We start from the raw sequence: 22,112 nt of genomic DNA on the forward strand, positions 1-22,112 counted from the left end.
CTTTAGGTATTTCTTAATTTTATAATCTGTCAAAACTTAATAATAGCAATGAATACAAAATACTTTGACCTGATAAACCAGACATTTTATTTCCCTCAGGAAGAATTCACTTTAAATAAAGACAACCTGTTATTCCACAACATAGACCTTATGAAGCTTGTGGAGCAATATGGTACACCTTTAAAATTTACATACCTGCCACAAATTTCTAACAACATCCGTAAAGCAAAAGGATGGTTTAGAAATGCCATGGAAAAAAACAAGTACGATGGTAAATACTACTATTGCTACTGTACCAAGAGTTCTCATTTTGAATATGTAATGAATGAGGCTTTTAAAAATAATATACATATAGAGACTTCATCAGCTTTTGACATAAATATTGTTGAAAATCTGCTTGAGTCAGGAAAAATAAACAAGAATACTTATGTAATATGTAACGGCTTTAAAAGAGACGGATACATAGAAGGTATTGCAAGGCTTATTAACAGCGGACATAATAAAACTGTTCCTATTATAGACAACTATGAAGAACTGGACCTTTTACAGGAACAAATTGAGGGTAAGTTTAAAATAGGTATTCGTATTGCTGCCGAAGAAGAGCCTAAGTTCGAATTCTACACCTCTCGTTTAGGTATAGGTTACAGAAACATTGTACCTTTTTACAGAAAACAAATACAGGAAAACAAGAACCTGGAGCTTAAAATGCTTCACTTCTTTATCAATACAGGTATAAGGGATACTTCATACTACTGGAATGAACTTTTAAAATGTTTAAAAGTTTACATCAACCTTAAAAAAGAATGTCCTACACTGGACAGCCTTAACATAGGTGGTGGTTTCCCAATCAAAAACTCACTGGCTTTTGATTACGATTACCAGTACATGATTGATGAAATTGTTAATCAGATCAAGATTGCATGTGAGGAAGCTGATGTTGATGTACCAAACATCTTTACAGAGTTCGGTTCGTTTACTGTAGGTGAAAGTGCTGGTGCAATATACCAGGTACTTTACCAAAAACAACAGAATGACAGGGAAAAATGGAATATGATCGATTCATCTTTCATTACTACCCTTCCGGATACATGGGCAATTAACAAGCGTTTTATTATGCTTGCCATAAACCGCTGGAACGACCAGTATGAAAGGGTTCTTTTAGGTGGTATGACATGTGATAGTGACGATTACTACAACTCAGAGCAAAACATGAACGCCATTTACCTGCCTAAATACAATAAAGAGAAACCTTTATATATCGGATTCTTTAATACAGGGGCTTATCAGGAAACAATTGGCGGATATGGAGGGTTACACCACTGCCTTATCCCACAGCCAAAACACATCCTGATAGACAGGGACGAAAACGGTATTTTAGCTACCGAAGTATTTTCTGAGCAGCAACAAGCAGAAGATATCCTAAAAATATTAGGATACGAAAAAAAATAATCTATTTTTGACTTTTTAAAAAAACATACATAAACAATATTAAAATGAACAAAGGACCAATTAGCCAGTTTATTGAAAAGCACTACCTACACTTCAATGCGGCTGCATTAGTTGATGCTGCAAAAGCGTATGAAGATCAGCTTAAAGGCGGTGCTAAAATGATGGTGACATTAGCAGGTGCTATGAGTACAGCGGAGCTTGGTAAAATTTTCGCTGAAATGATTCGTCGCGATAAAGTGCAAATCATTTCATGTACAGGGGCTAACCTTGAAGAGGATATTATGAACCTTGTAGCCCACTCTCATTATGAAAGAGTGCCAAACTACAGAGATCTTACTCCGCAACAGGAATGGGACTTACTGGAAAGAGGGCTTAATCGTGTAACAGATACATGTATCCCGGAACACGAAGCTTTCAGAAGGCTGCAAAAACACATCTACAAGATTTGGAAAGATGCTGATGATAAAGGTGAAAGATACTTCCCTCATGAGTTTATGTATAAACTTTTACTTTCCGGTGCTCTTGAAGAGTATTATGAAATAGACCTTAAAGACAGCTGGATGTATGCAGCTGCCGAAAAGAACCTTCCAATAGTGGTTCCGGGTTGGGAAGACAGTACTATGGGAAATATTTTTGCTTCTTATGTAATTAAGGGCGAACTTAAAGCAACTACAATGAAATCAGGCATTGAATACATGACTTTCCTTGCAGACTGGTATACTAAAAACAGTAACAATGGCGTAGGCTTCTTCCAAATTGGTGGTGGTATAGCTGGTGACTTCCCTATTTGTGTAGTACCAATGCTTTATCAGGATATGGAAATGCACGATGTTCCTTTCTGGAGCTATTTCTGTCAAATATCAGACTCAACAACAAGTTACGGTTCTTACTCGGGTGCTGTTCCTAACGAAAAGATCACTTGGGGTAAACTGGATATCAACACACCTAAATTCATTATCGAATCGGACGCAACAATTGTTGCCCCTCTAATTTTTGCTTACCTGTTAGATTTATAATATCATTTTATGAAAAGAGTTATTGTTGATTACGCCAAATTGACTAATGAAATTTTAACCCTTCTTGTGGAAAAATTTCCTGACGGATATGATGATTCGGACATCATCCGTTTTAAAAATGCAAAAAACGAAACTATCGAAGCGGTAGAAGTACGTACTGAGGATACCATTTACCTGGTAAAAGTAAGTACTAAGCTTGCAGACAGAATCGAAAATTATGAAGATGACGATCTTGATGCAGACGGCAGCGATGATCTTGATGCTTTAAAAGATCTTGAAATTGCTGACGAAAGCGAGGATACTGAAGAAGAAGAAGAAGAATAACAGGTATCAGGAATAATGATATATTAAAGAACTCTTAATTGAGTTCTTTTTTTTTGCGTAATGGTTTATTTTTATAAAAAACCATTAATCATGAAGAAAACAGCAGCATTACTTATTATTACAACATCATTATTTGTCTCATGTAACGATAAAAAAAATGAAGAGGTTGTAGTACCCGAAGAAAAAGCAGAGAAAAATGTAACGGAAACTCCTTCTTATGAAAAAATGTGCTTTTTGAAAGTTACAGAAAGTAAAGCCGAGTACAATGAGAACAGAGTTATTAGAGACAGCATTGTTTTTGAGCTTGAAAGAGAAGGTGACAGTATTAGCGGTACTTTTAACTGGTTACCTTTTGAGAAAGACAAAAAATTAAGCACTTTTAAAGGTACGCTTAGCGGAAATACAGGGAACGCTATTGCCGATTATTCTGCCGAAGGCATGAATTATAAAGAAGAACTGGTATTTACCTTAGGAGAAAATCAGGTCTCTATTATATATGGAGAAATGATTGAAGGTGAAGACGGTATATGGAAATATAAAAACAAAGAAGCCGCTTCTACCCAAACGCTTTCTAAGGTAGACTGTAAATAAAAAAAGCCCGAAAGGGCTTTTTTTATTATTATAGATATCTTTCCTTAAAAACTTTCATATGATGTTTTTGATGTGCCGTAATCAAAAAACCTAATGCCCTTACCGACACCTGATGTCCTGATGCCTCTCCTTTTCTTAGTAATTGTTCCTGAGAAAAAGATTTAAACAGCATCATACTAGACTGCCTTACTAATGCAAGTTCAGTAAGTATATCCTGTAAGCCTCTGTTTTCTGCATCAGTGTTATTAGCATAATCACTTTCATCAAAACCAGGCAACGGAGTTTTATCATTTCTTGAAATTCTCAACGCCCTGTAAGCAAAAATACGTTCAGTATCAATAATATGCTGAATAATTTCTTTAATTGTCCATTTTCCTTCCGCATATCTGTAGCCATGCTTATCCATTGGGATATCCTGTACAAAGTGGATAAATTCATGTACACTCACTTCCAGCCATTCGGTTAAAGTGTAGGTGTCGTCAACATTTATGAGATAGGTTTCACAATACGGAGCATACTCGTCACTCGATAATTCTTTTACTTTCATTTTTTAAGTTTAGGCAGAATTCCTGCTGGCATTAATATTCCCGAAAAGGGAACGTGTTACTATTTTTTCATAAACCTCAAGCAAGTTGTCCTTCTCTTCCCCGTTTTTCATCTGCCTTATTTTATGAAGGGCATATTGCTGTATAGTTAACAAAGGTAATACAATATGTTCTCTCATTTTAATGGAAGCCACACCATCAGGATAATTCTCCATCAATTCTTTGTAACCCGAAACTTTAAGCAATAGCCTGTTTGTTTCAAGGTATTCATTATGAATAATTTCCCAAAATGAGCCGAACTCCTTATCCTCTTTCATATAAGCCGTTAACGGGAAAAACGATTTTGAAAGTGACATCATACTGTTTTCTATAAGTGTCCTGAAAAATAACGACTGTTCGTATAATTCTTCCACTTCATTCCATTTTCCGTTTTTTTCCATTTCGCCTAATGCATATCCTACACCATAAAATCCGGGAACATTTTGTTTTAACTGGCTCCAAGACCCTACAAACGGAATAGCTCTTAAATCGTTGAAATCCAACTGGGCCGATTTACTTCTTTTTGAAGGCCTGCTGCCGATATTGGTTTTCGCATAATAGTTAAGCGTACTCATTTTTTCAAGGTACGGCAGAAACTTCGGATGATTTTTAAACTCGGTATATTTGTCAAAACTTAGCTTTGCCAGTTCATCAAACATTTTCCTTTGTCCTGAAGTTAGTTGTTTTTTATCCTTATTAAATACACCGTTAATAATTCCGGCACTTAAAAGATTTTCAAGATTATACCTGCAGGAATCCAACGTACCAAAATTAGAACTGATGGTTTGCCCCTGAATAGTTATCTGAATTTCATTATTTTCTATAGAAGGCCCTAATGAAGCATAAAACTTATGGGTTTTACCCCCACCCCTTGCCGGTGGTCCGCCACGGCCGTCAAAAAATATTACTTTAATACCGTATTCACGGGCAACAGCAGTAAGATTTTCTTTTGCGGTATAGATACTCCAGTTAGCCATAAGATACCCTCCGTCTTTTGTACCATCAGAAAAACCAAGCATAATAGTTTGCCTGTTACCTCTCCTTTTTAGATGATGGGCATATTTTGGATTTTCATACAATTTACGCATTGCCTCACCTGCTTCTTTCAAATCGTCTACGGTTTCAAAAAGCGGAACAATATCAACATCCGGTTCCTGCCACTCCAGCAATTCAAACAAAGTCAGTAGTTCCAGGACATTGTGAGCATTTTCGTTATTACTTATAATATAACGGTTTGCGCCCTGTTCTCCGTTTCTTTCCTGAATGGTTTTCATTGCAAGGATTGACTCCAGTGTCATTCTGGTATTATCATCTTCAAAATCCTTAGTTTCAATAGTACCCTTAAGTCCTAATAAAGCTTTTAGCTTTTCCTTTTCGGCTAATGAATCATATCCTGAAGCCACATCAGTACTATTTTTGCCGTCAAGATTACTAAGCACATCTTTAACTACATTATCATGTATGCGGCTGTTTTGCCTTATATCCAGTGTTGCAAAATGAAAACCGAAAAGATTTACCTTATTTATAAGTTTATCTATTTCATCTATATAAAGTGACTGATGTCTTTCAACTACTATTTCCCTAATTTCATTAAGCAATGCTTTAAGCTCGTCCAACTCAATATATAATTCTCCCTGAGAATAGAATACCGAACGGTAAAGCTTTTGTTCAATTTCAATTACTAAAGGCTCTACCCCAGGGAAGGTAAGCTTGCGCCTCATTTTCCTGATATCCCTATAATAACATTTGAGTATGGAAGTACGTAATCTTGCAGCAACATTAAGAGTTATCTCTGTAGTTACAAACGGATTACCGTCCCTATCACCTCCGGGCCAAAAGCCAAAAGACATAACCGGATGGTTAAGATTCTCTCCTTTATATATAGTATCCTGAATATAAAAAGACATCTCACCAGCTGTTTTATAAAAAACATTTTCCAGATACCATATAAGGCTTACCGCTTCATCAAAAGGGGTTGGTTTTTCTTTTTTTATAAAAGGGGTTTTTCCTAATTGAGCCAGTAATGTTTTTATTTCAGAAAGGTTATTGTTTTTAATGGCTTCTGTCAAATCGGTAATAATACCTAATACTGATCCTGGATAAAACTGCGTTGGATGCGCGGTCAACACAGTCCTTACCTGAAACTCCTCTAAAAAATCTTTTAATTCATCGCCATAACCCTGGATTTCTGCCTTTTCACGGATTTCCCTTAAAGAACCTGCTCCTTCTATATTATGAAGATTCAAAAAAGCAGCATCCTCTATTGCGTCAAAAAGCACAACCTGCCGCTCCACATATTGTATAAAGCGGAACATAAGGTCTATTTTTTGCTGTTCGGTACTGTCCTGTTGGTATTTTTCTATAAATGCATCAAAAATTTCCCGTGGGCTCTTATTTTGTTTAAATCCATTTTCACAAGTTTCAGTAAACAATGGTAACAACACACCGGTATTATCAATGGCATCAAAAGGAAGCGTCATGAAAATGCTGTTAAATAGCTGATATTTAAGCTCAACATTCTCTTTAAAACGTTCTATTCTGGTTGCTGGGTACATACTTATTATTTTTTACTGAATTTAATAAAAAAACCCTCATGCGACTAACATGAGGGTTATAAACTTTTTATAAAAAATCTTACAGATCTTTGAAGATTGTGTGCATTAAACGTTTTTTGTCGTTTATGCTTTCTTCAAGTGATATCATAGTTTCCGTTCTGTAAACACCTTCAATATCATCTATCATAAAGATAACTTCTTTTGCGTGCTTGGTATCTCTTGCTCTTATTTTACAGAATATATTAAATTTACCAGTAGTAACATGTGCAACAGTTACAAACGGTATTTCGTTTATCCTTTCAAGAACAAATTTAGTTTGTGAAGTGTTATGAAGAAATACACCTACATAAGCGATAAATGAATATCCAAGTTTTTCGTAATCTAAAGTAAGAGAAGAACCCTGAATAATTCCTGCATCTTCCATTTTTTTAACCCTTACATGGACTGTTCCTGCAGAAATTAATAGTTTTTTGGCTATATCAGTAAACGGAACCCTAGTATTGTCAATCAGCATATCTAATATCTGGTGATCAACTTCATCTAAACGAAACTTGCTCATAAGCGTAACTTTTTTTAGGTAGATTATATATTTGTTAATAATAAAACCACTACAAAAAAATTAATTTATTTTCAATAAAAAAAGAATATTGTTATTTTTTTTCTAATCCATTAACAAATTCTCTGTTTTTACCTATTATAAAATCTGCTTTTTCTTCACTTTTTGGCAAATGACTTCCGCCCTCCCCTGTAAAAAGTTCTTGCTGGCAATCATACTCTTCATGACCATAAAAATTACCAGAATCCCCTATTTCCTTAATAAAAGCTTCAAAAATTACAGAATTATCAATTAAGACTTCCTTGTAATGAGATGCAAAATTCGTGATAATTTCTTTATTTTCATAATTAATTTTGACATTTTTATACATGAAGTCAAAAAATATTACCTTATTTTGAGGAATTCTGAAATAATCTTCTCTTTTGTTAACAACTATAACGTTTTCGTAAATAGCATTAAATCCTGATAATATTGCAAAAAACACAAATTTTCGTGTTTTTTCTCTTAAATAGTCATTTTGATAATGTCCTGCCTCAAAAAGGATTGTTGGCACCCCTATTGATTGAAACATATCACCTATACAGTTAATATTAAATCCGTCATCAAACCTACCTACCTGCCCCGGTATAAACTCCTGTAAAGTTTCATTCATTGCAGCAATAACATTAATCGCTGTTTGTCTCGGTTCATTTACCTCTCGCTCCTCATTATAAGATGGTGCAAGGAATGATACAGTAGCCGGTTTGGGATTATCATCTCCTAATCCAAATATTGTACGCTGATCATGCATGTTATATGCAAAATGCGGTTTAAAGGAGTCAAAAGCTCCCCTCAGTACTTTAGCTTCCGGTTGTGAAAGATTTACCGAATCGCGGTTTAAATCCACTTCATTAGCATTAGCACGCGTGTAAAGTTCAGCACCGTCAGGATTAACTATGGGCAATATATAATAGGTGAAATGTTGTTTAAATGACTTTGCAAGTTCATCATCGCTTTTAAGGAAGTTTAAGAAGTCAAAAACCGCTTTAGTGGTGGTTGATTCATTTCCGTGCATTTGAGACCATATAAAAACTCTGGTTGATCCAGTACCGGTTTTAATACTATATATAGGTTTATTTAAAACTGAATGACCTGCAACACCAATTTCAAAATCGTTTTTTAAGTCGTTTAATATTGGTTCAATATGTTTATTAGTAATGTATCTTCCTCGTAATTGAGTGTTTACATATTTACTGAAAATCCCTTCAAAATCCATGCTTAATAATTTAGATTACAAAAGTAAACATCTTAATTTTTACAATTGTAAACAATGAAATTAATTCTTTTGTTTACTTTTGTAAACAATACCTTCATTATTACAGCAAACACTTTAACAGTCTCTTAAATACAAGTATTATTATTTTAATTATCAGGGATTTAAGTATATATAGTTAAACTTTTTGTTTAGTGTTTTTTAGATATTATAATACGTGTTTGTGTAATCAAATATATTTGTTTACATTTGTAAAATACTAATAAATCAATACTTGTTTACAATGATAAACACAGAAGATTTCATTAAAAGACTTGAAACAATTTTAGATTACTACAGTATATCTGCTTCTGTTTTTGCAGATCAGATTGGTGTACAGCGATCAGGATTATCACATCTTTTATCCGGAAGAAATAAACCCAGTCTGGATTTTGTAATGCGTATTACAGACAATTATCCTGAGGTAGATTTGTATTGGTTACTAAATGGTAAGGGATCTTTTCCTAAAGGTGAGGCAAAACATGAAAATGAAAATATAGTTCAGCTTACCCCTCCTCCTCCTTCGGTAAATGAAACCAAAACTAATTTTGAAGATTTGTTTTCAGTGTCAGAAAAGAAAACCGAAGAAGTTGAAATAAATGAGCCGGAAGTTACTGAACAGCATATTGAAGAAAAGAATAAAGCCGCTGCTCAAGTTAACAATATACCAATCACTTATAATCACTCTGAAGTGGAACAGGTTGTGATTTTCTATAAAGACGGGACTTTTAAACATTATAAACCTAAAGCATAAAAAAAGAAACCCCGAAATTCAACCAGAATTCCGGGGTCCATTAACCAATAAAACAAACACAAATTTATTTTCTCCTAAAAAGTAGCCTTCTCCCGGCTGTTTTTAAATACACTTAATATTATTTTTATTGGTGTATTGTAAATTTACATCTATTAAATGTTAAACAAATATAATTTTTAGTTAAACTATTCTTAATCATTTTTATAGCTGTTTTCGGGTATATAGCCCGTAACACCTTTGTAGTTAGACTCCAGTATTTTAAAGTCTTCTTCCTTATTTCCTGTAGGATAAAACGGCGGTGCTAATTTCACCTCTTTTTTACCGTAATCAAAAGCTACAGCTACTATAGGTACTTTAGCCTCAAGTGCTATATAATAAAACCCGGTTTTCCAGCTATCTACTTTTTTACGGGTTCCTTCAGGTGCTATAGCTAACCTAAACACTTCCCTGTTTTTAAAGATATTGGCAATAGCCTCTACTTTGTTCTCATTTTTCTGCCTGTCAAGCGGAGCACCTCCCATCCAGCGAAACCACGCCCCTACCGGAAATACAAAAAGCTCTTTTTTAGCAACATAGTGCATTTCCAGACCTATACTCCCCCGGGCAAAAACCCCAATAGCAAAATCCATCCAACTGGTATGGGGAACTACTATTATAATACATTTTTTAAGTTCGGGCGACATAGAACCGTTTAAGCGCCAACCCATTAACTTAAAGAAGATAAATCGATATATTTTTTTCATAGGCTTTTAAAGAAACAGGCGCAAAAATAGCATATATTTACAATAACGAAATACATTGAAATGCTTAAGAAATTCCTTAGCTATTTTATCCCCGTAAATATCTATAAACGAAATTCTGCAATTAATAAAACCCTTGAAGTTACCTGGAATAACGGACAACTGGTACTTGACTCTAAAAGTACAAATTATTCTTATGGTAGTCTGCAACGTATACTAAGAAAAGGGCTTCACTACATTGGCTTTGAGCGAATTAAAAAATTTGACAACGTACTTGTATTAGGTGTTGCCGGCGGAAGTGTTATTAAAACTATTGCCAACGAAATAGGCTTTAAAGGCCGGATTACTGGAGTTGAACTGGATGCCGATGTAATTACAATTGCCAACGATTATTTTAAGCTTAACGAAATACCTAACCTAACCCTTATAAATGATGATGCTTTTGAGTTTGTTTTAAAAACAAAAGAAAAGTACGATTTAATTATAATTGACATCTTCCAGGATACGGTAATGCCTAATTTTTTATTTGAAGAATTCTTTATAAACAGAATTAATTTTCTACTTAAGGTAAATGGTTTTATACTTTTTAATACCATGACTTTAAACAAAAAAGATAAAGAGCGTAATTTGCTTTACCGCTCCCGTTTTACAGAGGATTATTCCGTTAGAATGTACCCGAAAGTTGAGGACCACAACGAACTGTTCACCATAAAAAAACTACAATAAGTTTATGGATTTTGCTGTTAACAAAAACGAGATTGAAAACAACGGATTTACTGTTTTAAATAACATCTATACAAAACAGGAAACAGAAGATATCGCAGCCATAATAAATAGCACAAAAAATACCGGAGATACTTTTAGAAAATCTAAAGACCTTTTTGCGATAAGGCAGTTTTTAAAAGAAATTCCTGATGTACAACCTTTGGTTTTTAATGGAAAACTTAAAACTATAATCAGTGCTCTTTTTGGAAACGATTACTTTTCTATAAAATCCATTTATTTTGATAAACCGGGTAATTCAAACTGGTTTGTGGCTTACCATCAGGATTTAACCATATCGGTCGATAAAAAGACTGAAATTGAAAATTTTGGTCCGTGGACTGTAAAGCAAAATCAGTTTGCCGTGCAGCCCCCTATTGAAATATTAGAAAATATTTTCACTATCCGTATCCACCTCGATGATACCGATGAGAATAACGGAGCACTTAAAGTAATACCGGAATCTCATCTTAAAAAGATATACCGCCCGGAAACCATTGACTGGAATACAGAAAAAGAGGCTACCTGCAACGTAGACAAAGGAGGTGTCATGATAATGAAACCACTAATATTACATAGCTCTGCCAGAACAGTAAACAATAGCAACAGAAGGGTTATTCATATTGAATTCAGTAATATGGAATTACCTAAAGAAATTAAATGGGCTGAAAAACTGAATGTAAATTAACCTAACATTTTTCTGGCTTTTTCCAAATCCTCAGGAGTATCTATACCAATACCTGCATGTGAGGTTTCCACCATACGGATTTTTTTTCCGTATTCCAGGTAACGAAGCTGCTCCAGTTTTTCAGAAGCTTCTAGGCTTTGCATCGGTAGTTTGTAAAAATCCATAAGGGCATGTTTCCTGAAAGCATAAATACCTATATGCTTAAAATACCTCACTCCTGCTTCCTTATCCCTTGGGTACGGAATTACTGATCGTGAAAAATAAAGGCCAAAATGTTTTTGATCTACAATAACCTTTACATTGTTAGGATTCTCTATATCTTCCCAATCGGTTATATGCATCATTACAGAAGCCAAGTCAATTTCGCGGGCTGCATCGCTTTTAAAAACTTCAAGCAAATCGGCAAGCGGCTCTTTGTTTATAAAAGGCTCATCTCCCTGAACATTTACCACTATATCAACATCAAGGTTTTCTACAGCTTCGGCAATACGGTCACTACCGCTCTCATGTTCCTTAACGCTCATTATAGCCTTACCTCCGTTTGAAGTAATTTCATTGAAAATTATATCAGAATCCGTCACAACAAACACATCATCAAACAGTTCTGTTTTTACAGCTGCCTCATAAGTGCGTGAAATAACTGTTTTACCTCCCAAATCCTGCATTAATTTTGCCGGAAAACGTGTTGAGGCATATCGTGCCGGTATAACTGCTATAATTTTCATTTTCAGTGTATTAAAATTTTATTCTTCAAAATAATCATCCTTAAAACCGATAAGGTAAAGCCTGTCTTTAGCACGTGTTACAGCAGTATAAAGCCATCTTATATAGTCACTGTCTATACCTTCGGGCAAATAAGGCTGCTCTATAAAAACAGTATTCCATTGCCCTCCCTGCGATTTGTGGCAGGTTATGGCATAAGAAAATTTTACCTGTAACGCATTGAAATAAGGATTGTTCTTTACCTTCATGAATTTACGGTAATTACTTTCTCCTTCATAATCTTTTTGCACTTCCTGATAGAGCCTGTTAGACTCCTCATAAGTAAGTGATGGCGATTCGCTTGTTATGGTATCCAGTAATAATACTGTCTCAAAGGCAGGCTGATTTGGATAATCTACCATCCTTATCTTAACACTTGCAAATTTAAAACCGTAAAGTTCCTGTATACGGAATATCTCCAGTATTTCAATAATATCACCGTTAGCAATAAATCCTGCTTCCGATTTTTCGGTAAGCCAAAAATAATTATTCTTTACCACCATTAAAAAATCTCCGGTAGAAAGTTCGCTCTCTCTTGAAAGTATTTTTGTCCTTATTTGATGGTTGTATAAATTAGCCCGTTTGTTAGAGCGCACTATAAAAGCCGTATCTTCTATACTGTAATTGCTGTATGCCTGATTAATAGCATCCTGTATATCATAACCGTCAACCAGTCGCATTATATCCTTAAATCCCCTTACCTTAAACTGAAAAGTATCTATAAAGTGAGATTTAAGTACTTCCCTCAATTCTGTAGCGTTGTAAAGGATACCCGAGTCTGTTTCCTGTCGCATTACCTCGTCCAGTTCAATCTGCTGAACATTTTTATCATAATTCAGCGATAATGTATCAATATTAAGCGCAGGACTTATATCTAAATTTACCGGAGGAAGCTGTGCGGTGTCCCCAATTAAGATCATTTTACAATTCTGACCCGAATATACATATGAGATAAGATCGTCCAGCAGAGAGCCGTTTTCATACATTTTAGACTCTGCTGCCACATCAGATATCATCGATGCTTCATCTACAATAAAAATGGTGTTTTTATGCTTGTTTTGCTGCATGGTAAAACCCATAGCACCGCCACTACTCTTTTTAGGGAAATAAATACGTTTATGGATGGTAAAAGCCGGTTTTTGGGAATAATTGGCTATTACTTTGGCTGCCCTGCCCGTTGGTGCCAGTAATACATATTTTTTTTCCGCTTCCCTTAAATGGTTTACCAGCGTACTTATTATGGTAGTTTTACCTGTACCCGCATATCCCTTTAAAACAAAGAGGTCATTATTTTCGTTATTGGTTATAAATTCGGCTATTTTTTGTAAAAATACATCCTGTTTTACAGTTGGATTGTAAGGAAACTGTTTGCGGAGTATTTTGTAAAAAGCGGCTGAAGTCATTAATAATTGAAGTCTTTTTTAAATTGAAGCTCAAAGATAAGGGGATTTTTATGAGTAGCCCGTGCCAAACCAAAAAAGAATGTAAATTTGTAACTCATCAAAAATTACTAAATGAGCCAAACCATCACAACAAAAAACTATAAGAAACTTTCGATGCAGATTTCGCTGAACGAAATGTCTTTTTGTTGTTTTGACACCTTGAATCAGAAGATAACAGACTGCCACAGTATTGCATTTTCCATATTAAAACCACTGGAAGACCAGTTATGGAAGGCATTTGTTAACCACCCTGAGTTGATGTATGACTATGATGAGATTGTGGTGCTTCATGACAACAGCCTTAATACCTTTGTTCCTACCGCCCTTTTTGACGACGAATTTTTAGGTAGTTACCTTCAATACAACACAAAGGTTTTTGATACCGACTTTTTTGCCTACGATACTATTGAAAATTACGATATAAACAACGTTCACGTTCCGTTTATGGACGTAAACAACTTTTTAATAGACCGCTACGGCTCTTTTGAATATAAGAATACAAACAGCATACTGGTTTCTAAACTTCTTGACACATCAAGAAATATAGATGACAAGCAGGTTTTTGTGCACATACAGGCCACTCATTTTGAGATTATTGTGGTACGTAACCAAAAACTGTTGCTGTTTAATTCGTTTGAATATAACACCCCGGAAGACTTTCTTTATTACCTCCTGTTTACTTTTGAACAACTACAGCTTAACCCTGAGTTCATAAAAGTTTCATTACTTGGTAAAATAAATGAGATGCATCCGTGTTATGAAATAGCTTATAAATACATAAGAAATGTTGTGTTGTTTGAGCCTTTTGCCCTTAAGGAGAAATGGGACAGAAGCATGGACCAGACACTGCAGCATTATATACTGTTTAACTCATGAGAATAATATCAGGAAAATATAAAGGAAGAAGGATTACAGCCCCTAAGAACCTGCCTGTAAGACCAACTACAGATATGTCTAAAGAATCGCTGTTCAATATCCTTAATAACCGCATTGATTTTGACGGACTTAAAGTACTTGACCTGTTTTCAGGCACAGGGAATATAAGTTATGAGTTCGGATCAAGAGGTGCGGATAATATAACATCGGTTGATGCCGATTTTGGTTGTATCAAGTTCATTAAGCAAACCGCTGCTGAATTTGAATTGCCAATTTCTGCCATAAAAAGTGATGTTGTTAAGTTCCTGAAAACCAACAAATCTTCTTACGATATAATTTTTGCCGATCCACCTTACGATATGAGTCAGGAGAATTTTGAAGAGATTGCAACACTTGTTTTTGAAAACGAACTGTTGCAGGAAGATGGCATTATGATTATCGAGCATTCAAAGTATACCAAAATGGATCACCTGATGAATTTCTCTTTCCAGAAAAATTATGGGGGATCCTACTTTACTTTCTTCGAATTTGATAATGAAGAATTTGAAGACACCGGTATTTCAGAAGATGATGAATTGGAATAATCATTAATCTTACCAATAATACAGGCCACACAAGGGGTCTTTTTTTAGCTATGAAAAAGTTTTTTTTAATTGTTCTTTTATTTACTGTTACCCTTTCATTTTCACAAACTTATTTTAAGTTTAATGCACCTTCAACTATTTTGGGAATCCCTCAGGTTGGGGTGGAGACTTCATTGGGTAAAAAAGTTACTTATCAGTTTGATGTTTTAGGAGCGTATTGGCAATCATTAAATGGTGCTCCGTTTAAAACAATCATGGGTATTTCTGAATTAAGATATCATTTCACCGAAAATTATAATGGTATCTACGTGGGCGGTCACATTGGAGGCAGTAAATTCACTTTACAAAAATGGAATTACATCAACTCCAATCTTTACCAAAAAGGATACGCTTTGTTTTTTGGTGTTACCGTAGGCTATCAACTAAAAATAAACGAAAAGTGGATGGTTGACATGTTTATGGGAGGCGGTAATCAGCAGGCTAGCTATAAAGGCTATTACCTGGGTACCGATATTCGCTACGAGCACGTAAAAAATTATAATAAAAGTGGTGAATGGCTGCCTTATAGGGCAGGTATAATGTTTAGCTACAAATTATAAAAAAAGCAGGCCTGTAAGCCGGATTCTGTATTCCTTACGGAACCCTTATCATTTATCTGGCCCCTGCATTACTGCAGGGGTCTATCTGCCTACCCCCCGGCATTGAACGGGCAGTTCTTAGTTGCCGGTATACATGGCATTTCACCGCATAGAGTTTACCTGATTTCACTACAGCATTACCTGTACATCCTTTCTGTTGCACTTGTCCTCTCCCGCTTTCACGGAATGACGGGCGTTACCCGCTATGCTGCCCTATGGTGTCCGGACTTTCCTCCGCGCGTTAGCGCAGCGATAAGGCGGCCTGCGGCGGCAAAGATACATTAAGTTTTTAAAGTGTTTGGAGAAAACATGTAAAGCCTTACAAATCATTTAAGATTTTCTTATAACTAGAGGCTTTTTGTTTAACATTTAGTTGGCAGCAGCCTAGATTCTAAATGGTTAATTTTAAATATCAAACAAACTTAACTTTAAAACACAGAAATTATGGATAGGCAAATGTATCATTACGCAACTGTTTCCAAAGCTTTGGAAGAGCTGTATCAAAAAGGGTTTACAACCGATTTTAATCTTGAGGAAGACCGTATTAAGCAGCACTGCGAAGATTTCACCATAGAGCATATATATCGTTATGAAGGTGAAACCGATCCGGGTGACGAGGCAACCGTATACGGTATAATTTCTAATGATGGGGAAAAAGGGGTTTTTGTAGCTGGACAAGGTGCTTATACAGAAAAAAGTGCTGCAAAAATGCTACATAATTTGAGTATTAAAGGAAGAGACCAAGGCTGTGCCGAAAACAATGCGAAGGCTTAAAAATAAACTCGAAAAAATAGGTACCGATCCAAAAGTTACCGCAAAAGCCGTTGGCTTACGTTATTCTTTAAATTGCGATAAAGGCTATTACAGAAAGCGGGAACCCAATGGCTTTTCCTATTTGGACCATGACGGCAATAAAGTTGAGGATTCCGAAGTTTTAGACCGTATTAAAAAACTGGTTATCCCTCCCGCATGGGAAAATGTATGGATATCGCCATTTGAAAATGGCCATTTGCAGGTAACAGGTACAGATACTAAAGGCAGAAAACAATATCGTTATCATCCGGAATGGAATAAAATACGTAATCAATCAAAATTTTACAGATTAAGGAGATTTGCCCTGGCTCTCCCTGATATTCGTGATCAGGTAGAAAAAGACCTTAGGCGCAAAGGACTTCCCTATGAAAAGGTTGTGGCACTGGTAGTTAAACTTATCGAACTAACTAATATCCGTATAGGTAATGATGCTTATAAAAAGCTTTATGGCTCCTTTGGGTTAACTACCCTTAGGGATAAACATGTAAAGTTTGAAAATACTACTGTACTATTTGATTTTACAGGAAAAAAAGGGGTTAAACATAAAATAAAACTGCAAAGCCGCAGGTTAGCAGCTTTAGTAAAAAAATGCCGCGATATTCCCGGATATGAGCTTTTCCAGTATTATGACGATGATGGTACCCATCATAGTATAGGCTCGGCCGATGTAAATGCCTATTTAAAAGAAATAACAGGAGAAGATTTTACCGCAAAAGATTTCAGGTCGTGGGCAGGAAGCCTTAACGCGCTATGCGCTTTTCATGAAATAGGTGAACATACTAATATTACAGATTGCAAAAAGAAAATTGTAAACGTATTGGATAGTGTAGCAGCAAAACTGGGCAACACAAGAACTGTTTGTAAAAAATATTATGTTCACCCTACAGTTATAGCTTCTTATGAAAATGGCTCCATTTGGAACTACAAACCTGTAAATAAGGAAGAAGACCGTTTTAATGCCGAAGAGAAAGCACTTTTGGAACTGCTAACAACGGAAGATATTGCCGAAGTGGTAGCCTAAATGTTAGTAACTTTTAATTATTACCTTTTAAACAATATTGTCATTGCCCCTGCAATTATTATATTTGTTGCACAGATTTTTCTATGGAACAGTTTATAGTATCAGCCCGTAAATACCGCCCGCAAACCTTTAAGGATGTTGTAGGTCAGCAGGCTATTACCAATACGCTTCTAAATGCCATAGATAACAACCACCTTGCGCAGGCACTGCTTTTTACAGGCCCGAGAGGAGTTGGAAAAACAACCTGTGCGCGTATACTTGCCCGTAAAATTAATCAGGAAGGTTATGATGACCCTAACGAAGATTTTGCATTCAATGTATTTGAGCTCGATGCGGCATCAAACAACTCTGTAGACGATATTCGTAATCTTATTGACCAGGTTAGGATACCTCCGCAAACAGGAAAATATAAGGTTTATATCATCGACGAGGTACATATGCTTTCTCAGGCGGCCTTCAATGCGTTTCTTAAAACACTTGAAGAACCACCAAGACATGCCATTTTTATATTGGCGACTACCGAAAAACATAAAATCATTCCAACAATTTTATCGCGCTGTCAGATATTTGATTTTAAGCGTATAACGGTAAAAGACGCGAAAGAACACCTTGCAGAGGTAGCTAAAAGCCAGGGCATTGAATTTGAAGACGATGCATTGCATATAATTGCTCAAAAGGCTGATGGCGCCATGCGTGATGCCCTTTCTATTTTTGACAGGGTAGTTAGTTATTGTGGCACTAACCTAACACGTCAGGCTGTAACAGAAAACCTAAATGTACTTGATTATGAGTACTATGTTAAGGTAACCGACCTTGTTTTAGAGAACAAAATACCTGAGCTACTTTTAGCTTATAACGATATTTTAGCAAAAGGATTTGACGGACATCATTTTGTAGCGGGACTGGCTTCACACTTTCGTGATTTGTTAGTTTGTAAAAACCCTGCAACACTGGTATTACTTGAAGCCGGAGAAGCTGCACAGGCTATGTATGGCCAACAGGCTCAAAAAGCACCTCAGGATTTTTTACTAACAGCTATAGATATTGCTAACGACTGCGATTTAAAGTATAAGGCAAGCCAAAATCAAAGGCTTTTAGTTGAACTTTGCCTTATGCAGCTTGCCTCTATCACTTTTGATGGAGAAAAAAAAAAGCTGACAAATTTATAATTCCACCACATTATTATAAAGGAACAACTGCACCTGTAAACGGTACGCAGCAAAGCACTCCTGCAAATTCATCAATACAAACTACTAACACCACCCCTCCTGCTCCAGTTGTTACTGAACAAAAGGCAACAGGAATATCGCCATTACCGGCAAAAGAACTTGAAGTTGAAGAGCCTGTTGAAGTAAAAGCACCACCTAAACCGGAACCAGAACCTGACGGTACCGTAAAAGTATCTGCTTTATCGCTTAACAGCATCAGGCAGAAACGTGAAATCGCCGAACAGCAAAAGGTTAGCCAAAGGCATCATGATGAGCTTCCTAAAGAAGCTTTTAATGAAACGGACATGCGCTTATTATGGAATAAATTTGCGCAACGACTAAGCGATAGCGGCCAAAAGATTATGGCTACCTACATGCAGATTAACGACCCTGTTTTACAGGATGACGGGTTTACCATTAAGCTTGAGTTGCCAAACGAAGGATCTAAAGTAGATTTTGATAACAATAAAATAGACCTTTTAGGCTATTTAAGAGGCAAACTTCATAATCACGACATAGTAGTAGAGACACATGTAAATGAGGTTGTAGAAAAGAAATATGCGTTTACTCCTGAAGAACGTTATGAAAAACTAAAGGCTATTAATCCTGCTCTTGAAGTACTACGAAAAACTTTCGACTTAGATATTTAAGCTATCTGGCTTTGCAGCAGCTCGTCTGCAATGTTTAAATTATAATAATTGCGATACTCCGGATTAATAATAACTTCAAAACGCTTACGAAAAGCCAGATATTCATCATTAGTAAAATCTTCAAGAATTATTTTTACCAAATAAGGAGTTCCTTCCTCAAACTTTTTTCGGTCTATACAAATAACCGAGGCATTAAAACAATCTTCATATAAGTGGTAAAATCCTGCCCCTATAGGTTCAAAACGGGCGGTGTCAATATTTCTGGCCTGCAGTAGTGTAGCCAGTTCCTGTGGGGTGTTTAACTGCTCTTTCTTCACCTTCTTTTGCTTTTTGGGTTTACCTGTCAGGTTCTCCATAATGCATTGCTTTAGCATTGGTGCAAAGGTGCGGCTTAAAGTTTAAGTAATTGATAAGCAGGTATTAAGTAATTTTTAATTATCCTTTTTATTCTTTTCACGCCACATTTCAGATATGGCTTCATAATCAATTTCAAAAGCGGGTTCCTGTCTTGCCAGTCTGTGCGCATCAAAAGCTTCAAGTAAATAACCTTCAATATAATAATCTTCCGGTACGGTTGCAGGGCTGTATTTTCTTTTAATATCTATATCAAACAGTTTAGCCATACGGTTAGACCAAAAAGCCTTCCAGCCACTTTTATGTTCCTTTATTAAATCGAAAGTAGACTCCCCTGTTTGCCTGTGTATAAGCTTAACCAGAATTTGACCGTCTTTTCTTGATAGTTTTTTAAGCTGGGCTTCAAACTCATCCTCTAGGTATTTTTCAACTATCTTAGAGTACTTTTTCTTTTCCTTATCGGTTTTAAGCTTAGCCATGTTAGCGTTAAGCAGGGTAAGCCTGTCAGCCGCTATTTTAGCATAGGGATATACCTTTAGTACTCTTCTTTTAAGAATTAAAAGCCTTTTTTTCTCATCTGCAGAAAGCTCATCATTTACATTAGAAATCACCAGATCTTCCAACTCATAATTAAAAGTTATGCTATCGGTCTCTGCCTCATTTACAATACCATTTTTCACAGTATCATTTACAACTTCCTGCCCAAAGCAAAAAGCTGTACCGAAAAATAGCAATAAAGAGAAAATTCCTGCTTTCATATAAGAAAATTTATGTCAAATTTATACAATTATACCTAACTCTGTAATGTTATTTATATTTTAGCCAAAAATTATATTTATGTCTACAAAATCTATACTTAACAACGATTCTTTAGCCTTTTTAGAGAAATATTTAAACAATCCGTCTCCTACAGGATATGAGTCCGGAGGCCAAAAAATATGGATGGAATACCTTAAGCCCTATGTTGATACTTTTATAACTGATACTTATGGTACTGCAGTAGGTATAATCAATCCTGATGCCAAATATAAAGTTGTAATAGAAGGACATAGCGACGAGATTTCATGGTACGTTAACTATATAACGGATAACGGACTTATTTATGTTATCAGAAACGGAGGATCTGACCATATGATTGCCCCTTCTAAACGTGTAAACATACATACCAAAAAAGGTATTGTAAAAGGTGTATTCGGCTGGCCGGCTATACATACCCGTTTACGCGATAAGGAAGAGCAGGCAAAAATAGAGAATATCTTTATAGACCTGGGCTGTTCATCTAAAGAAGAGGTTGAAAAACTGGGTGTACATGTAGGTTGTGTTGTTACCTATCCTGACGATTTTATGGTACTTAACGACAATAAATTTGTTTGCAGAGCTATAGATAACAGGATTGGCGGATTTATGATTGCCGAGGTAGCAAGACTACTTCACGAAAATAAAAAGAAACTGCCTTTTGGACTTTATATAACAAACTCGGTACAGGAAGAAGTTGGCCTAAGAGGTGCAGAAATGATTACCAAAACCATACGCCCTAATGTTGCTATTGTTACAGATGTTTGCCATGACAGCACAACACCAATGATAGACAAACGTATTGAAGGCGAAACTCAAATAGGTAAAGGGCCGGTTATTACCTATGCTCCTGCTGTACAAAATAACTTAAGAGAACTTATAATTGAGGCTGCTGAGAAAAACGAAATACCTTTCCAGAGACTGGCTTCTTCTCGTGTTACAGGTACAGATACCGATGCTTTTGCTTACAGTAATGGCGGTGTGGCCTCTGCTCTTATTTCGCTTCCTCTTCGCTATATGCATACCACGGTGGAAATGGTTCACAGAGATGACGTTGAAAATGTAATAAAGCTGATTTATGAATCACTTTTAAAAATTGAAAACGAAGAGACTTTCTCTTACTTCAAATAATATAAAAAGCACCTCTAAGAGGTGCTTTTTTCATTTAGGACATAAAGTATTAATTATGCATCTTTAAGAAACTCCACTGCTTCTTTTGCGTTAGACGCCTCTGCATATTTTAAGGCTGTATAACCTTTTTCGTCTTTTGCATTAATGTATGCGCCGTTATCAACTAATAACTTTATAATTTCAACATTGTTATAGCGAGCTGCCAGCATTAAAGGCGTTTTACCGTTTGATGTTTCATTTACATCAACACCATATTCAATGAATTTTTTAACTGTCTCCACATCACCTTTGCAAACAGCATTGCAAAGCGGAGTGTTGGTTTTATACTCCTTTACTAACTCAAATCCGGTAGCAGGTTTAACAGAAGTTGATGCCATTGTAACATTACTGAATGTAAATATGGCAAGGCCTAAATAAATGATCGTTTTTTTCATGATGATTGATTTTTAATTGATGATTTGATTTACTGTAATAGACGTTCACAAAAACCTAATCGTTACAGAGTTATATTATTTTTAACATTATTTT

General features: G+C 35.7%; 26 protein-coding genes and 1 other RNA gene. 15 read left to right on the plus strand and 12 right to left on the minus strand.

The window, feature by feature from the left end; genetic code table 11:
• Window positions 1-48 precede the first annotated feature (48 nt).
• From FUA48_RS14575 to FUA48_RS14590, 4 genes are all read left to right on the plus strand, one after another.
• Window positions 49-1,449 carry a type III PLP-dependent enzyme domain-containing protein gene (locus FUA48_RS14575; RefSeq protein ID WP_129749697.1) on the plus strand — a complete coding sequence of 467 codons (1,401 nt, stop codon included), beginning with the start codon at window positions 49-51 and terminating at the stop codon, window positions 1,447-1,449.
• A gap of 44 nt (window positions 1,450-1,493) precedes the next feature.
• Window positions 1,494-2,465, plus strand: coding sequence for a deoxyhypusine synthase family protein (locus tag FUA48_RS14580; protein WP_147584205.1), 972 nt, complete (start codon window positions 1,494-1,496; stop codon window positions 2,463-2,465).
• 9 nt (window positions 2,466-2,474) lie between these two features.
• Window positions 2,475-2,789 carry a hypothetical protein gene (locus FUA48_RS14585; protein ID WP_147584206.1) on the plus strand — a complete coding sequence of 105 codons (315 nt, stop codon included), beginning with the start codon at window positions 2,475-2,477 and terminating at the stop codon, window positions 2,787-2,789.
• A 90-nt stretch (window positions 2,790-2,879) separates the two neighbouring features.
• The gene (locus FUA48_RS14590; RefSeq protein ID WP_147584207.1) at window positions 2,880-3,380 is read left to right on the plus strand and encodes a hypothetical protein; all 501 of its coding nucleotides are present in this window, start codon (window positions 2,880-2,882) and stop codon (window positions 3,378-3,380) included.
• A gap of 28 nt (window positions 3,381-3,408) precedes the next feature.
• Here the strand turns inward: FUA48_RS14590 and FUA48_RS14595 are convergent, their stop codons facing one another.
• From FUA48_RS14595 to FUA48_RS14610, 4 genes are all read right to left on the minus strand, one after another.
• Window positions 3,409-3,927: a DinB family protein gene (locus FUA48_RS14595; protein WP_147584208.1), complete on the minus strand. Its 519-nt coding sequence runs from the start codon at window positions 3,925-3,927 to the stop codon at window positions 3,409-3,411.
• Between the two features lie 9 nt (window positions 3,928-3,936).
• Window positions 3,937-6,519: a phosphoenolpyruvate carboxylase gene (locus FUA48_RS14600; protein ID WP_147584209.1), complete on the minus strand. Its 2,583-nt coding sequence runs from the start codon at window positions 6,517-6,519 to the stop codon at window positions 3,937-3,939.
• A 79-nt stretch (window positions 6,520-6,598) separates the two neighbouring features.
• A complete protein-coding gene (locus FUA48_RS14605) occupies window positions 6,599-7,078 on the minus strand; it encodes an Lrp/AsnC family transcriptional regulator (protein WP_035130789.1) in 480 nt (159 codons plus the stop codon).
• A gap of 91 nt (window positions 7,079-7,169) precedes the next feature.
• Complete coding sequence (locus FUA48_RS14610) at window positions 7,170-8,330, minus strand: M14 family metallopeptidase (protein WP_147584210.1); 1,161 nt, start codon at window positions 8,328-8,330, stop codon at window positions 7,170-7,172.
• Between the two features lie 280 nt (window positions 8,331-8,610).
• Between FUA48_RS14610 and FUA48_RS14615 the strand changes: the two genes are divergently transcribed.
• A complete protein-coding gene (locus FUA48_RS14615) occupies window positions 8,611-9,120 on the plus strand; it encodes a helix-turn-helix domain-containing protein (RefSeq protein WP_147584211.1) in 510 nt (169 codons plus the stop codon).
• A 191-nt stretch (window positions 9,121-9,311) separates the two neighbouring features.
• Here FUA48_RS14615 and FUA48_RS14620 read toward each other — a convergent pair whose 3' ends face one another.
• A complete protein-coding gene (locus tag FUA48_RS14620) occupies window positions 9,312-9,863 on the minus strand; it encodes a 1-acyl-sn-glycerol-3-phosphate acyltransferase (protein WP_147584212.1) in 552 nt (183 codons plus the stop codon).
• 60 nt (window positions 9,864-9,923) lie between these two features.
• Here FUA48_RS14620 and FUA48_RS14625 point away from each other — a divergent pair, with 60 nt between their 5' ends.
• Both FUA48_RS14625 and FUA48_RS14630 read left to right on the plus strand, forming a co-directional pair.
• Window positions 9,924-10,586, plus strand: coding sequence for a spermidine synthase (locus FUA48_RS14625; protein ID WP_147584213.1), 663 nt, complete (start codon window positions 9,924-9,926; stop codon window positions 10,584-10,586).
• A 4-nt stretch (window positions 10,587-10,590) separates the two neighbouring features.
• Entirely contained in the window at window positions 10,591-11,310 is a 720-nt protein-coding gene (locus FUA48_RS14630) for a phytanoyl-CoA dioxygenase family protein (protein ID WP_147584214.1), read from the plus strand.
• On the opposite strand, the gene kdsB is transcribed toward FUA48_RS14630, so the two are convergent.
• On the minus strand, window positions 11,307-12,035 hold the full coding sequence (kdsB, locus tag FUA48_RS14635; RefSeq protein ID WP_147584215.1) for a 3-deoxy-manno-octulosonate cytidylyltransferase: 729 nt from the start codon (window positions 12,033-12,035) through the stop codon (window positions 11,307-11,309). The two genes, FUA48_RS14630 and kdsB, sit on opposite strands and share 4 nt — an antisense overlap.
• 18 nt (window positions 12,036-12,053) lie before the next feature.
• Entirely contained in the window at window positions 12,054-13,475 is a 1,422-nt protein-coding gene (locus tag FUA48_RS14640) for an ATP-dependent DNA helicase (protein ID WP_147584216.1), read from the minus strand.
• 111 nt (window positions 13,476-13,586) lie between these two features.
• Here FUA48_RS14640 and FUA48_RS14645 point away from each other — a divergent pair, with 111 nt between their 5' ends.
• The 3 genes from FUA48_RS14645 to FUA48_RS14655 are packed head-to-tail and all read left to right on the plus strand — an operon-like array spanning window position 13,587 to window position 15,573.
• A complete protein-coding gene (locus FUA48_RS14645) occupies window positions 13,587-14,390 on the plus strand; it encodes a DUF3822 family protein (RefSeq protein ID WP_147584217.1) in 804 nt (267 codons plus the stop codon).
• A complete protein-coding gene (gene rsmD, locus FUA48_RS14650; protein ID WP_147584218.1) occupies window positions 14,387-14,974 on the plus strand; it encodes a 16S rRNA (guanine(966)-N(2))-methyltransferase RsmD in 588 nt (195 codons plus the stop codon). Before FUA48_RS14645 ends, rsmD begins: the two co-directional genes overlap by 4 nt.
• Before the next feature lie 50 nt (window positions 14,975-15,024).
• Window positions 15,025-15,573 carry a DUF3575 domain-containing protein gene (locus FUA48_RS14655; protein WP_147584219.1) on the plus strand — a complete coding sequence of 183 codons (549 nt, stop codon included), beginning with the start codon at window positions 15,025-15,027 and terminating at the stop codon, window positions 15,571-15,573.
• On the opposite strand, the gene rnpB is transcribed toward FUA48_RS14655, so the two are convergent.
• Window positions 15,572-15,881, minus strand: an RNA gene (gene rnpB / locus FUA48_RS14660) — RNase P RNA component class A. The two genes, FUA48_RS14655 and rnpB, sit on opposite strands and share 2 nt — an antisense overlap.
• A gap of 175 nt (window positions 15,882-16,056) precedes the next feature.
• Between rnpB and FUA48_RS14665 the strand changes: the two genes are divergently transcribed.
• From FUA48_RS14665 to dnaX, 3 genes are all read left to right on the plus strand, one after another.
• Window positions 16,057-16,386 carry a hypothetical protein gene (locus FUA48_RS14665; RefSeq protein ID WP_147584220.1) on the plus strand — a complete coding sequence of 110 codons (330 nt, stop codon included), beginning with the start codon at window positions 16,057-16,059 and terminating at the stop codon, window positions 16,384-16,386.
• A complete protein-coding gene (locus FUA48_RS14670; protein ID WP_147584221.1) occupies window positions 16,373-17,446 on the plus strand; it encodes a DNA topoisomerase IB in 1,074 nt (357 codons plus the stop codon). The genes FUA48_RS14665 and FUA48_RS14670 overlap by 14 nt, the downstream gene beginning before the upstream one ends.
• Before the next feature lie 83 nt (window positions 17,447-17,529).
• On the plus strand, window positions 17,530-18,615 hold the full coding sequence (gene dnaX / locus FUA48_RS14675) for a DNA polymerase III subunit gamma/tau (RefSeq protein WP_147584222.1): 1,086 nt from the start codon (window positions 17,530-17,532) through the stop codon (window positions 18,613-18,615).
• 13 nt (window positions 18,616-18,628) lie between these two features.
• On the opposite strand, the gene FUA48_RS14680 is transcribed toward dnaX, so the two are convergent.
• Window positions 18,629-18,871, minus strand: coding sequence for a hypothetical protein (locus tag FUA48_RS14680; RefSeq protein ID WP_147584223.1), 243 nt, complete (start codon window positions 18,869-18,871; stop codon window positions 18,629-18,631).
• 88 nt (window positions 18,872-18,959) lie between these two features.
• Here FUA48_RS14680 and FUA48_RS14685 point away from each other — a divergent pair, with 88 nt between their 5' ends.
• Window positions 18,960-19,304 carry a DNA polymerase III gene (locus FUA48_RS14685; protein WP_240732477.1) on the plus strand — a complete coding sequence of 115 codons (345 nt, stop codon included), beginning with the start codon at window positions 18,960-18,962 and terminating at the stop codon, window positions 19,302-19,304.
• Here the strand turns inward: FUA48_RS14685 and FUA48_RS14690 are convergent.
• Entirely contained in the window at window positions 19,301-19,660 is a 360-nt protein-coding gene (locus FUA48_RS14690) for a hypothetical protein (protein WP_147584225.1), read from the minus strand. The genes FUA48_RS14685 and FUA48_RS14690 overlap by 4 nt on opposite strands.
• A 75-nt stretch (window positions 19,661-19,735) precedes the next feature.
• A complete protein-coding gene (locus FUA48_RS14695) occupies window positions 19,736-20,416 on the minus strand; it encodes a DUF4294 domain-containing protein (RefSeq protein WP_147584226.1) in 681 nt (226 codons plus the stop codon).
• A 79-nt stretch (window positions 20,417-20,495) separates the two neighbouring features.
• On the opposite strand from FUA48_RS14695, the gene FUA48_RS14700 reads away from it, so the two are divergent.
• Window positions 20,496-21,584 (plus strand): M42 family metallopeptidase, encoded by a 1,089-nt coding sequence (locus FUA48_RS14700; protein ID WP_147584227.1) that lies wholly within the window; start codon window positions 20,496-20,498, stop codon window positions 21,582-21,584.
• A 53-nt stretch (window positions 21,585-21,637) separates the two neighbouring features.
• Here the strand turns inward: FUA48_RS14700 and FUA48_RS14705 are convergent, their stop codons facing one another.
• Window positions 21,638-22,018, minus strand: a complete 381-nt coding sequence (locus FUA48_RS14705) for an ankyrin repeat domain-containing protein (protein ID WP_147584228.1) — start codon at window positions 22,016-22,018, stop codon at window positions 21,638-21,640.
• Window positions 22,019-22,112: the final 94 nt, after the last annotated feature.

Origin of the sequence: Flavobacterium alkalisoli, assembly GCF_008000935.1 — a bacterium.
Taxonomy (GTDB): Bacteria; Bacteroidota; Bacteroidia; order Flavobacteriales; family Flavobacteriaceae; genus Flavobacterium; species Flavobacterium alkalisoli.